The sequence below is a fragment of the Pseudomonas sp. ADAK2 TE3594 genome, from assembly GCF_053628675.1.
Map to the genome: position 1 here is coordinate 1 of NZ_JBRJGV010000001.1, position 14,945 is coordinate 14,945.

The 14,945-nt window shown below is 57.0% G+C and carries 3 protein-coding genes, 2 tRNA genes and 3 rRNA genes; all 8 read left to right on the forward strand.

Annotated elements, in window-relative coordinates:
• The first annotated feature begins 260 nt into the window (after positions 1-260).
• Positions 261-1,799: ribosomal RNA gene (locus AB7M22_RS00005) — 16S ribosomal RNA — on the forward strand.
• Positions 1,800-1,922: 123 nt separating this feature from the next.
• Positions 1,923-1,999: transfer RNA gene (locus AB7M22_RS00010), tRNA-Ile, on the forward strand.
• Between the two features lie 9 nt (positions 2,000-2,008).
• Positions 2,009-2,084: transfer RNA gene (locus tag AB7M22_RS00015), tRNA-Ala, on the forward strand.
• 229 nt (positions 2,085-2,313) lie between these two features.
• A 23S ribosomal RNA gene (locus tag AB7M22_RS00020) occupies positions 2,314-5,205 on the forward strand.
• Between the two features lie 154 nt (positions 5,206-5,359).
• Positions 5,360-5,475, forward strand: a 5S ribosomal RNA gene (gene rrf / locus AB7M22_RS00025).
• Together the 16S, 23S and 5S rRNA genes with 2 tRNA genes alongside form the textbook arrangement of a ribosomal RNA operon.
• Positions 5,476-5,630: 155 nt before the next feature.
• Positions 5,631-9,083 carry an exodeoxyribonuclease V subunit gamma gene (gene recC, locus AB7M22_RS00030; protein ID WP_454184826.1) on the forward strand — a complete coding sequence of 1,151 codons (3,453 nt, stop codon included), beginning with the start codon at positions 5,631-5,633 and terminating at the stop codon, positions 9,081-9,083.
• The gene (gene recB, locus AB7M22_RS00035) at positions 9,080-12,769 is read left to right on the forward strand and encodes an exodeoxyribonuclease V subunit beta (RefSeq protein ID WP_454184827.1); all 3,690 of its coding nucleotides are present in this window, start codon (positions 9,080-9,082) and stop codon (positions 12,767-12,769) included. The genes recC and recB overlap by 4 nt, the downstream gene beginning before the upstream one ends.
• A complete protein-coding gene (gene recD, locus AB7M22_RS00040) occupies positions 12,766-14,874 on the forward strand; it encodes an exodeoxyribonuclease V subunit alpha (RefSeq protein WP_454184828.1) in 2,109 nt (702 codons plus the stop codon). The genes recB and recD overlap by 4 nt, the downstream gene beginning before the upstream one ends.
• Positions 14,875-14,945: the final 71 nt, after the last annotated feature.

Consider the following 14,945-nt stretch of genomic DNA (forward strand, 5'->3'; position numbering starts at 1 on the left):
CAAGCGAAACTTTGAAAACTTCTGAAAATAACCGCTTGACAGCAACAGAGGCTGCTGTAGAATGCGCGCCTCGGTTGAGACGAAAGATCTTAACCAACCGCTCTTTAACAACTGAATCAAGCAATTCGTGTGGGTGCTTGTGGAGTCAGACTGATAGTCAACAAGATTATCAGCATCACAAGTTACTCCGCGAGAAATCAAAGATGTAACCAACGATTGCTGAGCCAAGTTTAGGGTTTCTTAAAAACCCAAAGATGTTTGAACTGAAGAGTTTGATCATGGCTCAGATTGAACGCTGGCGGCAGGCCTAACACATGCAAGTCGAGCGGCAGCACGGGTACTTGTACCTGGTGGCGAGCGGCGGACGGGTGAGTAATGCCTAGGAATCTGCCTGGTAGTGGGGGATAACGCTCGGAAACGGACGCTAATACCGCATACGTCCTACGGGAGAAAGCAGGGGACCTTCGGGCCTTGCGCTATCAGATGAGCCTAGGTCGGATTAGCTAGTTGGTGAGGTAATGGCTCACCAAGGCGACGATCCGTAACTGGTCTGAGAGGATGATCAGTCACACTGGAACTGAGACACGGTCCAGACTCCTACGGGAGGCAGCAGTGGGGAATATTGGACAATGGGCGAAAGCCTGATCCAGCCATGCCGCGTGTGTGAAGAAGGTCTTCGGATTGTAAAGCACTTTAAGTTGGGAGGAAGGGCAGTTACCTAATACGTAATTGTTTTGACGTTACCGACAGAATAAGCACCGGCTAACTCTGTGCCAGCAGCCGCGGTAATACAGAGGGTGCAAGCGTTAATCGGAATTACTGGGCGTAAAGCGCGCGTAGGTGGTTCGTTAAGTTGGATGTGAAATCCCCGGGCTCAACCTGGGAACTGCATTCAAAACTGACGAGCTAGAGTATGGTAGAGGGTGGTGGAATTTCCTGTGTAGCGGTGAAATGCGTAGATATAGGAAGGAACACCAGTGGCGAAGGCGACCACCTGGACTGATACTGACACTGAGGTGCGAAAGCGTGGGGAGCAAACAGGATTAGATACCCTGGTAGTCCACGCCGTAAACGATGTCAACTAGCCGTTGGGAGCCTTGAGCTCTTAGTGGCGCAGCTAACGCATTAAGTTGACCGCCTGGGGAGTACGGCCGCAAGGTTAAAACTCAAATGAATTGACGGGGGCCCGCACAAGCGGTGGAGCATGTGGTTTAATTCGAAGCAACGCGAAGAACCTTACCAGGCCTTGACATCCAATGAACTTTCCAGAGATGGATTGGTGCCTTCGGGAACATTGAGACAGGTGCTGCATGGCTGTCGTCAGCTCGTGTCGTGAGATGTTGGGTTAAGTCCCGTAACGAGCGCAACCCTTGTCCTTAGTTACCAGCACGTCATGGTGGGCACTCTAAGGAGACTGCCGGTGACAAACCGGAGGAAGGTGGGGATGACGTCAAGTCATCATGGCCCTTACGGCCTGGGCTACACACGTGCTACAATGGTCGGTACAGAGGGTTGCCAAGCCGCGAGGTGGAGCTAATCCCATAAAACCGATCGTAGTCCGGATCGCAGTCTGCAACTCGACTGCGTGAAGTCGGAATCGCTAGTAATCGCGAATCAGAATGTCGCGGTGAATACGTTCCCGGGCCTTGTACACACCGCCCGTCACACCATGGGAGTGGGTTGCACCAGAAGTAGCTAGTCTAACCTTCGGGAGGACGGTTACCACGGTGTGATTCATGACTGGGGTGAAGTCGTAACAAGGTAGCCGTAGGGGAACCTGCGGCTGGATCACCTCCTTAATCGACGACATCAGCTGCTCCATAAGTTCCCACACGAATTGCTTGATTCATTGAAGAAGACGATAGAAGCAGCTTTAAGCTCCAAGCTGATAGCTCAACGCTAACAGTTACGCGCTCGAAATTGGGTCTGTAGCTCAGTTGGTTAGAGCGCACCCCTGATAAGGGTGAGGTCGGCAGTTCGAATCTGCCCAGACCCACCAATTTTGTATGGGGCCATAGCTCAGCTGGGAGAGCGCCTGCCTTGCACGCAGGAGGTCAACGGTTCGATCCCGTTTGGCTCCACCATTAACTGCTTCGAAACGTTTGAGAGTTTAGAAATGAATATTCTGGTGTGAATATTGATTTCTAGTCTTTTGATTAGATCGTTCTTTAAAAATTTGGGTATGTGATAGAAAGATAGACTGGATGGCACTTTCACTGGTGTTGTTCAGGCTAAGGTAAAATTTGTGAGTTTAATCGCGAATTTTCGGCGAATGTCGTCTTCACAGTATAACCAGATTGCTTGGGGTTATATGGTCAAGTGAAGAAGCGCATACGGTGGATGCCTTGGCAGTCAGAGGCGATGAAAGACGTGGTAGCCTGCGAAAAGCTTCGGGGAGTCGGCAAACAGACTTTGATCCGGAGATGTCTGAATGGGGGAACCCACCTAACATAAGTTAGGTATCTTAAGCTGAATACATAGGCTTAAGAAGCGAACCAGGGGAACTGAAACATCTAAGTACCCTGAGGAAAAGAAATCAACCGAGATTCCCTTAGTAGTGGCGAGCGAACGGGGACTAGCCCTTAAGTGGCTTTGAGATTAGCGGAACGCTCTGGAAAGTGCGGCCATAGTGGGTGATAGCCCTGTACGCGAAAATCTCTTGGTCATGAAATCGAGTAGGACGGAGCACGAGAAACTTTGTCTGAATATGGGGGGACCATCCTCCAAGGCTAAATACTACTGACTGACCGATAGTGAACTAGTACCGTGAGGGAAAGGCGAAAAGAACCCCGGAGAGGGGAGTGAAATAGATCCTGAAACCGTATGCGTACAAGCAGTGGGAGCCCACTTTGTTGGGTGACTGCGTACCTTTTGTATAATGGGTCAGCGACTTATTTTCAGTGGCGAGCTTAACCGAATAGGGGAGGCGTAGCGAAAGCGAGTCTTAATAGGGCGTCTAGTCGCTGGGAATAGACCCGAAACCGGGCGATCTATCCATGGGCAGGTTGAAGGTTGGGTAACACTAACTGGAGGACCGAACCGACTACCGTTGAAAAGTTAGCGGATGACCTGTGGATCGGAGTGAAAGGCTAATCAAGCTCGGAGATAGCTGGTTCTCCTCGAAAGCTATTTAGGTAGCGCCTCATGTATCACTGTAGGGGGTAGAGCACTGTTTCGGCTAGGGGGTCATCCCGACTTACCAAACCGATGCAAACTCCGAATACCTACAAGTGCCGAGCATGGGAGACACACGGCGGGTGCTAACGTCCGTCGTGAAAAGGGAAACAACCCAGACCGTCAGCTAAGGTCCCAAAGTTATGGTTAAGTGGGAAACGATGTGGGAAGGCTTAGACAGCTAGGAGGTTGGCTTAGAAGCAGCCACCCTTTAAAGAAAGCGTAATAGCTCACTAGTCGAGTCGGCCTGCGCGGAAGATGTAACGGGGCTCAAACCATACACCGAAGCTACGGGTATCACTTAGGTGATGCGGTAGAGGAGCGTTCTGTAAGCCTGTGAAGGTGAGTTGAGAAGCTTGCTGGAGGTATCAGAAGTGCGAATGCTGACATGAGTAACGACAATGGGTGTGAAAAACACCCACGCCGAAAGACCAAGGTTTCCTGCGCAACGTTAATCGACGCAGGGTTAGTCGGTCCCTAAGGCGAGGCTGAAAAGCGTAGTCGATGGAAAACAGGTTAATATTCCTGTACTTCTGGTTATTGCGATGGAGGGACGGAGAAGGCTAGGCCAGCTTGGCGTTGGTTGTCCAAGTTTAAGGTGGTAGGCTGGAATCTTAGGTAAATCCGGGATTCTAAGGCCGAGAGCTGATGACGAGTTACCCTCTGGGTGACGAAGTGGTTGATGCCATGCTTCCAAGAAAAGCTTCTAAGCTTCAGGTAACCAGGAACCGTACCCCAAACCGACACAGGTGGTTGGGTAGAGAATACCAAGGCGCTTGAGAGAACTCGGGTGAAGGAACTAGGCAAAATGGCACCGTAACTTCGGGAGAAGGTGCGCCGGTGAGGGTGAAGCATTTACTGCGTAAGCCCACGCCGGTCGAAGATACCAGGCCGCTGCGACTGTTTATTAAAAACACAGCACTCTGCAAACACGAAAGTGGACGTATAGGGTGTGACGCCTGCCCGGTGCCGGAAGGTTAATTGATGGGGTTAGCTAACGCGAAGCTCTTGATCGAAGCCCCGGTAAACGGCGGCCGTAACTATAACGGTCCTAAGGTAGCGAAATTCCTTGTCGGGTAAGTTCCGACCTGCACGAATGGCGTAACGATGGCGGCGCTGTCTCCACCCGAGACTCAGTGAAATTGAAATCGCTGTGAAGATGCAGTGTATCCGCGGCTAGACGGAAAGACCCCGTGAACCTTTACTATAGCTTTGCACTGGACTTTGAATTTGCTTGTGTAGGATAGGTGGGAGGCTTTGAAGCGTGGACGCCAGTTCGCGTGGAGCCAACCTTGAAATACCACCCTGGCAACTTTGAGGTTCTAACTCAGGTCCGTTATCCGGATCGAGGACAGTGTATGGTGGGTAGTTTGACTGGGGCGGTCTCCTCCTAAAGAGTAACGGAGGAGTACGAAGGTGCGCTCAGACCGGTCGGAAATCGGTCGTAGAGTATAAAGGCAAAAGCGCGCTTGACTGCGAGACAGACACGTCGAGCAGGTACGAAAGTAGGTCTTAGTGATCCGGTGGTTCTGTATGGAAGGGCCATCGCTCAACGGATAAAAGGTACTCCGGGGATAACAGGCTGATACCGCCCAAGAGTTCATATCGACGGCGGTGTTTGGCACCTCGATGTCGGCTCATCACATCCTGGGGCTGAAGCCGGTCCCAAGGGTATGGCTGTTCGCCATTTAAAGTGGTACGCGAGCTGGGTTTAGAACGTCGTGAGACAGTTCGGTCCCTATCTGCCGTGGACGTTTGAGATTTGAGAGGGGCTGCTCCTAGTACGAGAGGACCGGAGTGGACGAACCTCTGGTGTTCCGGTTGTCACGCCAGTGGCATTGCCGGGTAGCTATGTTCGGAATAGATAACCGCTGAAAGCATCTAAGCGGGAAACTAGCCTCAAGATGAGATCTCACTGGGACCTTGAGTCCCCTGAAGGGCCGTCGAAGACTACGACGTTGATAGGTTGGGTGTGTAAGCGCTGTGAGGCGTTGAGCTAACCAATACTAATTGCCCGTGAGGCTTGACCATATAACACCCAAGCAATTTGTGAACTCGAAAGAGGCCAGATTGCGGTGTGTGAAGACGAAACGAACCGAAAGTTCGAGAACAAACACACAAACTATCGCATACCCATTCGCTGGAGCGTGATCTCGCAAGAGAGAACGACCTGGCTACCGAATTTCTTGACGACCATAGAGCATTGGAACCACCTGATCCCATCCCGAACTCAGCAGTGAAACGATGCATCGCCGATGGTAGTGTGGGGTTTCCCCATGTGAGAGTAGGTCATCGTCAAGATTAAATTCCGAAACCCCTATCTGCGTATGCAGGTAGGGGTTTTGTTTTGTCCGCAGGAAAGTTCGTACAGCATTATCGGACCGCTTCCGGCTGTCACAGTCTGATGACAGTGCTAAGGTTCGGCCCTAGCTTTTGTATTTTCCAAGGAAGCCTTTATGCCGGACGCTACGTCCCTCAGTGCTGGTTTTATGGTGGTTCACGGCAACCGCCTGGACGAGTTGCGCAGCCTGGTGGTCAGCTGGATGCGGCGCTACCCGCTAGCTCCCTTGGAAAATGAAATCGCCCTGGTACAGAGCAACGGCATCGCCCAATGGCTGAAGCTGGCACTGGCCGAAGACCCCGAAGATGACGACATGGGCGGTTGCGGAATCGCCGCGGCCATCGACGTGCAGTTACCGGGCAGCTTCATGTGGCAGCTTTATCGCATGGTGCTGGGACGTGACGAGATCCCGGTCAAATCCCTTCTCGATAAAGCTCCGCTGACCTGGCGTCTGATGCGTCTGTTGCCACAGTTGATCAACCAACCGCACTTCGAACCTCTGCAGCGCTTTCTTACACATGACACCGACTTACGTAAACGCTATCAATTGGCAGAGCGACTGGCGGATCTGTTTGACCAATATCAGGTCTACCGTGCCGACTGGCTCGAAGACTGGGCAGAAGGTCGTCATCAGTTACGAAATGGCAGAGGCGAAGCCAAAGCCCTGACCCCGGCCAACTGCTGGCAGGCGGAGCTGTGGCGTGCACTGTTGCTGGATGTCGGTGAACAAGGCATGGCGCAAAGCCGCGCAGGCGTGCACCAACGTTTTATCGAGCGCATCAATTGCCTCGACGTAGCGCCCAGTGGTTTGCCTTCACGGGTGATCGTTTTCGGGATTTCTTCACTGCCTGCTCAAGCCTTGGAAGCGCTTGCCGGGCTTGCTCGATTCAGCCAGGTCTTGTTGTGCGTACACAACCCATGTCGTCACCATTGGGCGGACATCGTCGCTGATAAAGATCTGTTGCGACATCAATACAAGCGCCAGGCTCGCAAGAGCGGCATGCCGGTTGTGCTCGACTCGCAAACGCTCCATCAGCATGCCCATCCGCTACTGGCAGCGTGGGGCAAGCAGGGGCGGGACTATATTAATCTGCTCGACAGCTACGACGATCCTAATAGCTATCGCTCGGCATTTCGCGACGGGCGCATCGATCTTTTCAGCGAAAGCCAGCCACAGAACATGCTCAATCAGTTGCAGGACGACATCCTGGAGTTGCGTCCCCTGAACGAGACTCGCGAGCGTTGGCCTGCTGTCGATCTGAAAAAGGACGAATCGATCCGTTTTCACATCGCCCATAGCGCTCAACGCGAAGTGGAAATACTCCATGATCAGTTGCTCGCACGATTCAGTGCTGACCCAGACCTAAGGCCTCGCGACGTAATCGTGATGGTCCCGGACATCGACAGTTATGCTCCGCACATCCGTGCTGTTTTTGGTCAGCTTGACCGCTTTGATCCGCGCTTCATCCCTTTCACGCTTGCGGATCAAGGCCAGCGCGGCCGGGATCCGCTATTGATCGCTGTCGAGCATTTGCTCAAGCTGCCCGATAGTCGCTTTCCCGTCAGCGAAATCCTCGATCTGTTGGACGTTCCGGCATTACGCGCTCGGTTTGGTGTAGAGGAACGTGACCTGCCGACCTTGCATCGCTGGATTGAAGGAGCAGGTATCCGCTGGGGGATGAACGCCGAGCAGCGCGCGGGACTTGGCCTGCCTGAAGAACTGGAGCAAAACAGTTGGCGTTTTGGTTTGCGACGGATGCTGCTGGGTTATGCCGTGGGCAGCGCCAGTGCCTGCGAGGGGATCGAACCTTACGACGAGATTGGCGGCCTGGATGCCGCACTCATAGGTCCTTTGGTTGCACTGCTGGATGCGCTGGAAATTGCCCACCAGGAACTCACTCAACCTGCAGCGCCCAAACAATGGGGCACGCGGTTGCAAGCGTTGGTGCAGTTATTCTTCCTGGCCAGCAACGAGCATGACGACTATTTGTTGGCCCGACTCGAAGAGCTGAGAGAGACCTGGCTCGAGATCTGCGAGTCCGTAGGTTTGCAGGACGAGTTACCGCTGACCGTAGTCCGGGAAGCCTGGCTGGCGGGTCTCGACCAAGGTCGCCTGTCTCAGCGTTTTCTCGCCGGTGCCGTTAACTTCTGTACCTTGATGCCCATGCGAGCTATCCCCTTCAAACTGGTCTGCCTGCTTGGCATGAATGACGGCGATTACCCTCGCGCGCAGCCGCCGCTGGATTTCGACCTGATGGGCAGTGACTACCGCCCCGGTGATCGTTCCCGACGCGAAGATGATCGCTATCTGTTGCTGGAGGCATTGTTGTCGGCACGCGACCAACTCTATATCAGCTGGGTCGGCCGCAGTATTCGGGACAACAGCGAGCGCCCTGCTTCGGTGTTGATAGGGCAGTTGCGTGACCATCTCGGCAGCGGCTGGCGACTGCACGATGACAATGATGAGCTGCTTGAGTCCATGACTCAGGAACATCCGCTGCAACCTTTCAGCCATCGCTACTTTCATGAGGGCGATGATCTATTCAGCTACGCCAGCGAGTGGCAGGTTCTTCATCAAGCCAGCGATCTGGCGACTGATATCGAAGTGCTTGAGCCCTACGTTCAGGACGAACCGCTGAGCCTGGGTCAGCTGCAGGATTTTCTGCGCAACCCTGTACGACATTTCTTCAGTCAGCGGCTCAAAGTGTTCTTCGAGGCTGCCGAAGTGCCTTTGGCAGATGAAGAGCCGTTCGTACTCGATGCGTTGCAACGCTATAGCCTCAGCGACAGCTTGCTCGAAGCGGCGCTGGGGCAACTGGACCAAACCGATCAGGTACTGGAGGCGCAGGCAAAACGCCTGCAAAACAGCGGACTCTTGCCCATGGCCGGTTTTGGAGAATGTCTTCAGCGAGAGTTGATCGAGCCGCTGCCGGATCTGCTGCTGCGCTATCAGCAACTTCTGGCGTTATGGCCAACCCCGCTCACCAGCGCGTTGCCGGTGAGTCTGGAACTGCACGGGCTGCGTCTGGAAGGTTGGCTCAGTGGACTGCATCAGCGCGCAGATGGCGGATTGTTGTCGGTTACTACGATTCCCAACAGCATCGGTTCGATCAAGGCGCGCAAATGGCATCGCCTGACGCGACCTTGGATCAATCACCTGGTTGCCTGTGCCAGCGGCATGCCGATGACAACCGCGTTGGTGGCCAGCGACGACAGTTTGCTGCTCGGTCCGATGGAGGAGGCGGCAGCATCCCGGGTTCTGGGCGATCTGTTGTTGGCCTGGCAAACGGGCATGCGCCAACCGCTGCCGATAGCAGTAAAAACCGCCTTCGCCTGGCTCGCTCAAACCGACCCGACCAAAGCTGACGCCGTTGCCCGCAAGGCCTATGAAGGCGACGGCCAGACCACTGACGGCGAGCGCCGCGAAAGCCCGGCACTCGCTCGGCAATTCGCCGACTACGATGCTCTGATTGCCGATGAAACCTTCCCCGATTGGTGCAACGCTTTGTATCGGCCTCTGCTTGAAGCCCCTTGGCGTTCATTGACCAGCGAGGAGGCGCGCTCATGACCACGAAAACACCGCTGGCCCTGGCATTCCCCCTGCGTGGCAGCCAACTGATCGAAGCCAGCGCCGGGACCGGCAAGACCTTCACCATTTCTGCACTGTACTTGCGTCTGGTCCTTGGCCACGGCGGTGAGTCGAGTGGTTTTGGCCGTGAATTGCTGCCGCCGCAAATCCTCGTGGTGACCTTCACCGATGCCGCGACCAAAGAGCTGCGCGAACGTATTCGCACACGGCTGGCTGAGGCCGCACGGTTTTTCCGCGATGAGACACCGGCGCCAGATGGCCTCATTGCCGAATTGCGCGAGCAGTACCTCCCCGAACAGTGGTCCGGCTGCGCAAACCGCCTGGACATCGCCGCCCAGTGGATGGACGAAGCAGCCGTTTCGACCATTCACAGCTGGTGCCAGCGCATGTTGCGCGAACATGCGTTCGACAGTGGCAGCCTGTTCACCCAGACCCTGGAAACCGATCACAGCGATTTGCTCGGCGAAGTCCTGCGCGACTACTGGCGACTGTTCTGCTATCCGATGCAAGGCGATGCGTTGAACTGGGTTCGCGGCAATTGGGGTGGCCCGGCGGCGTTGCTGCCGCGAGTGCGTGGCTTGTTCGCCAGCGAGCGTGACAGTGTTGAAGGTAAAGAGCCTGCCGAGTTGATTGACGAGTGCCTGCAGGAACGACGGGCCGCTTTGCTCGAACTCAAGATGCCCTGGCGCCAATGGGCGGATGAGTTGCTTGCCATCTGTCACCAGGGTGTCGCAAGCAAGAGCGTCGATGGCCGCAAGATGCAGCCGCGCTACTTCGAGCCCTGGTTCGAAAAGCTCCGGGCCTGGGCCGAGGATGAGTCTCTCGAGCAACTGGACATTGGCACCGGCTTCACTCGTCTGACTCCCGATGGCATGACTGAAGCCTGGAAGGGTGAGGCCCCCCGTCATCCCGGTCTCGATGCGATGGCCGGTCTCAAGACCAGTCTCGATGGTTTGCCGACCCCCGATGCCGCCGTGCTGCAACACGCCGCTCACTGGGTCGGTGCGCGGTTCGAGGAAGAAAAGCGTCGCCGCGCGGAGATGGGCTTCGATGACATGCTGCTGCGCCTCGATGCGGCTTTGCAGTCCGAAGGCGGTGAGCGCCTGGCAACACTGATCCGCGAGCAATTCCCGGTCGCGTTGATTGACGAATTCCAGGACACCGACCCGGTGCAGTATCGAATCTTCGAGAGCATTTATCGCATCGAAGACAACAATCCTGAAACCGGTCTGTTTCTGATCGGCGACCCGAAGCAGGCGATCTATGCCTTCCGCGGAGCCGACATCTATACCTACCTGCGCGCTCGCCAGGCCACCACTGGTCGCCTGCATACCCTGGGCACCAACTTCCGTTCCAGTCATGGCATGGTCAGTGCGGTGAACCATGTGTTCGAACGCGCCGAATCTCGTGAGCAGGGGCGCGGAGCATTCCTGTTTCGTGAGAAGAACGGCGAGAACCCGGTACCGTTCCTGCCCGTCGAATCCCAGGGGCGCAAAGAAGTCCTGCGGATTGAAGGCCAGGATGTACCGGCCCTGAACATCTGGCACCTGTCCGCCGATCAGCCACTGTCTGGCGCGGTGTATCGACAACAATTGGCCGCCGCCTGCGCCAGTGAAATCACCGCGCTGCTCAATGGTGGCCAGCAAGACCGTGCGGGCTTCATCGAGGACGGTAAGGGTTTCAAAGGTTTACTGCCATCGGATATCGCAATTCTGGTGCGCGACGGCAAAGAGGCCCAGGCCGTGCGTGGCGAACTTTCGGCCCGCGGCGTGCGCAGTGTTTACCTGTCAGACAAGGACTCCGTGTTCGCCGCTCAGGAAGCCCATGACCTGCTGACCTGGCTCAAGGCGTGTGCCGAGCCGGATGTCGAGCGTCCCCTCCGCGCCGCGCTGGCCTGCATCACGCTGAACCTTTCGCTGGCTGAACTGGAACGGCTGAATCAGGACGAACTGGCTTGGGAAACACGGGTCATGCAGTTCCGCGGTTATCGCGAGCTCTGGCGCAAGCAGGGCGTGCTGCCAATGCTGCGACGTTTGCTGCACGACTTCCAACTTCCCCAGGCGTTGATCGCGCGCAACGATGGCGAGCGGGTGCTGACCAACCTGCTGCACCTGTCCGAGTTGCTACAGCAGGCCGCCGCCGAGCTTGATGGCGAGCAAGCCTTGATCCGTCACTTGTCCGAGCATCTGGCATTGTCCGGTCAGGCTGGCGAAGAACAGATCCTGCGCCTGGAAAGCGACGAGCAACTGGTCAAGGTTGTGACCATCCATAAATCCAAAGGGCTTGAATATCCGTTGGTGTTTCTGCCGTTCATTTGCTCGGCAAAACCGGTGGACGGCAGCCGTTTGCCATTGCATTACCACGACGCGACGGGCAAGGCTCAGGTGAGCTTGAAGCCGACGCCCGAGTTGATTGCCCAGGCTGATGATGAGCGCTTGGCCGAGGATCTTCGGCTGCTCTATGTCGCCCTGACCCGGGCACAACATGCTTGCTGGCTCGGCGTGACTGACCTCAAGCGCGGCAATAACAACGGTTCGACGTTGCACCTTTCAGCGTTGGGTTATCTGCTGGGCGGTGGTGCGCCATTGGCCGAGTCGGCGGGGTTGCGGCGTTGGCTGGAAGATCTGCAGCAGGACTGCCCGGCGCTGAACTACGGTGAAATGCCTGAAGCGACCGCCGAGCATTACCATCCGCCGCGCAATGAAGCGACCTTGCTTGCGCCGCTGATACCCAAGCGCAAGGCCAGCGAAAACTGGTGGATCGCCTCCTACAGCGCCTTGCGCATTGGCGACAGTCTGAGCGTGGGCAGTGACGAAGCGCCGGAGAGCCCGCAAGCACAAAAGCTTTTTGACGACGAACGTCTCGATCCGCAAGCGCCGCGAGAAGTGATTGCTGGCGGCGCTGATATCCATCGATTCCCTCGCGGGCCAAACCCCGGCACTTTTCTCCATGGATTGCTCGAGTGGGCCGGTGACGAAGGTTTTGCCGCTGCACCACAAACTGTGGAAGACGCCATCGCCCGCCGCTGCAATCGCCGTGGCTGGGAAGGCTGGATCACGACGTTGAGTGACTGGCTACAGCACTTGCTCAAATCCCCGCTGCACATCGGCGGCGGGCAGGCACCGATGGTGTTCGAGCAACTGACCCAGTACCGGGTCGAGATGGAATTCTGGTTCGCCAGTCACAAAGTCGATGTGCTCAAACTCGATGAACTGGTGCGCCAATACACCCACAACGGCGTGGCCAGGGTGGCTGCCGAACCGGTGCTGCTCAATGGCATGTTCAAAGGCTTCATCGACCTGACGTTCGAGCACGACGGTCGTTATTACGTCGCCGACTACAAATCCAATTGGCTGGGCGTCGATGACGCGGCCTATACCGTGCCGGCCATGGAGCAGTCGATTCTGGATAACCGTTACGACCTGCAATATGTGTTGTACCTGCTCGCCTTGCATCGCCAGCTCAAGGCGCGGCTGGTCGATTACGATTACGACCGGCATGTCGGTGGGGCGTTGTACCTGTTCCTTCGCGGTACTCGCGCGGCCAGCCAGGGCGTGTATTTCGCCCGTCCGCCACGGGAGCTGATCGAGCGTCTGGACCGGTTGTTCCAGGGCAAGCCAGAGCCCAAGGCCGAACCCGCCTGGGAACAGGGAGTACTGCTATGACTCGCACCTTCGCCGATTTGCTGCCCACGCCGTTGGCGGCCGAAAGTCTGGCGGACCTGGCCCCGCTGAGTCGCGCAGATGACTTGTTGCTGCTGCTCACGCGCTGGGTCGAACGCGGTTGGCTACGGGCGCTGGACAAGGCCTTCGTGGCCTTTCTCCACGAGCTCGCCCCCGACGATGATCCGCTGGTGCTGCTGGCCGCGGCGTTGACCAGTCACCAGTTGGGTCACGGCCATGTTTGCCTGGATCTGTTCGAAACGCTGAAAGAGCCGGACTTCGCTCTGTCGCTGCCGCCGGAAGGTGATCTGCAAAGTGGCGCGATGTTGCTGCCGTCGCAATTGCTTGAGGCGCTGGAAGTTGCTCATTGGTGCAAGGTCCTGGCGTCCAGCCGTCTGGTGGCTCTGGCCGTCGACGGGCGTGAAGCCGCGCAGCACCGGCCGTTGGTGCTGTCGGGTAAACGGCTATACCTGCGCCGCTACTGGGCTTACGAGCGGCGGATCGACAACGCCCTGCGTCAGCGCCTGGCGGCACACGAAACAACACCGAGTGATTTACCTCAACGCCTGACTGGCCTGTTTGGTCCAGCCAGGTCTGATGAAATGATCGACTGGCAGAAGCTCGCTTGCGCCCTGGCTACCCGCAGCGCATTCAGCATCGTCACCGGCGGCCCGGGGACCGGCAAGACCACTACGGTCGTGCGCTTGCTCGCATTGCTACAAGCGCCCGCGGTGGAAGCCGGCAAACCGTTGCGTATTCGTCTCGCGGCACCCACTGGCAAGGCTGCCGCACGATTGACCGAGTCCATCAGCCAGCAGGTTCAAACCCTGGAAGTTGCTGAAACAGTGCGGGAGAAGATCCCGTCGGATGTGACCACCGTGCACCGTTTGCTCGGCAGTCGTCCCGGCACCCGGCATTTCAGGCACCACGCTGGCAATCGCTTGCCACTGGATGTATTGGTGGTGGACGAAGCCTCGATGATCGACCTGGAAATGATGGCCAATCTGCTCGACGCATTGCCGGCCCACGCCCGTCTGGTGCTGCTCGGGGACAAGGATCAACTGGCGTCGGTGGAGGCCGGTGCCGTCCTGGGCGATCTGTGCCGCGATGCCGAAGCCGGTTGGTACAGCCCGCAGACCCGCCAGTGGCTGGAGGCGGTCAGCGGTGAAAACCTTGGTGCCAGCGATTTGCACGAAGACGTCCACGGAACGCATCCCCTGGCTCAGCAAGTCGTGATGCTGCGTCACTCACGGCGTTTCGGTGAGGGCAGCGGCATCGGTCAGTTGGCCCGTTGGGTCAACCGGCAGCAACCCGAGGAAGCCCGCAAGTTACTGGCGGCTGGAAGCCATGACGACGTATTTTCCCTGCCTCTGAAGGGTGAGCAGGACCGGGCGTTGGAGCGGTTGTTGCTCGAAGGTCATGGCGAGGGGCCGCAAGGTTATCGGCATTACCTGAGTCTTTTGCGCAGTCAGCGGCCGCCGATCGACAGCCCGCTCGACGATCCACGCTGGACCCATTGGGCTCGTGTGGTGCTGCAAGCCTTCGACGCCTTCCAGCTATTGTGCGCGGTACGCAAAGGGCCTTGGGGTGTGGAAGGCTTGAATCAGCGAGTGACCGACGCGCTGCTCAAGGCTCGGCTGATTGACAGCGACCACCAGTGGTACGAAGGTCGGCCCGTGCTGATGACCCGCAACGACTATGGCCTGGGTTTGATGAATGGCGACATTGGCATTGCCCTCAAGCTACCGGAACGTGAGGGCCCCGATGCTGGGCGGCAAGTGCTGCGTGTGGCCTTCCCGCGCAACGATGGTCAGGGCGGTGTGCGCTTTGTCCTGCCAAGTCGGCTCAACGATGTCGACACCGTGTACGCCATGACCGTACACAAATCCCAAGGCTCGGAATTTGCCCATACGGCGCTGATTCTGCCAGACGCCCTGAACCCTGTGCTCACCAAGGAACTGATCTATACCGGAATAACCCGGGCCAAACACTGGTTCACCCTGATCGAGCCTCGTGCCGGCGTATTCGAAGAGGCCGTGCGGCGTAAGGTCAAGCGCTTGAGCGGGTTGATGCTGGAGCTGGAAGAGGGTATCGAGCCGAGTCACTGAACGGGCGGCGCCAGACGACGGAATCTGTCCGAAGTGCCGTGGTGCGTGGCCTCGCTGGTGTTTCGGTGCTG

What these genes read in the sequence shown, in the direction of transcription:
- recC (WP_454184826.1), top strand. Translation starts at nt 5,631, where the DNA reads ATGCCGGACGCTACGTCCCTCAGTGCTGGTTTTATGGTGGTTCACGGC.
- recD (WP_454184828.1), top strand. Translation starts at nt 12,766, where the DNA reads ATGACTCGCACCTTCGCCGATTTGCTGCCCACGCCGTTGGCGGCCGAA.
- recB (WP_454184827.1), top strand. Translation starts at nt 9,080, where the DNA reads ATGACCACGAAAACACCGCTGGCCCTGGCATTCCCCCTGCGTGGCAGC.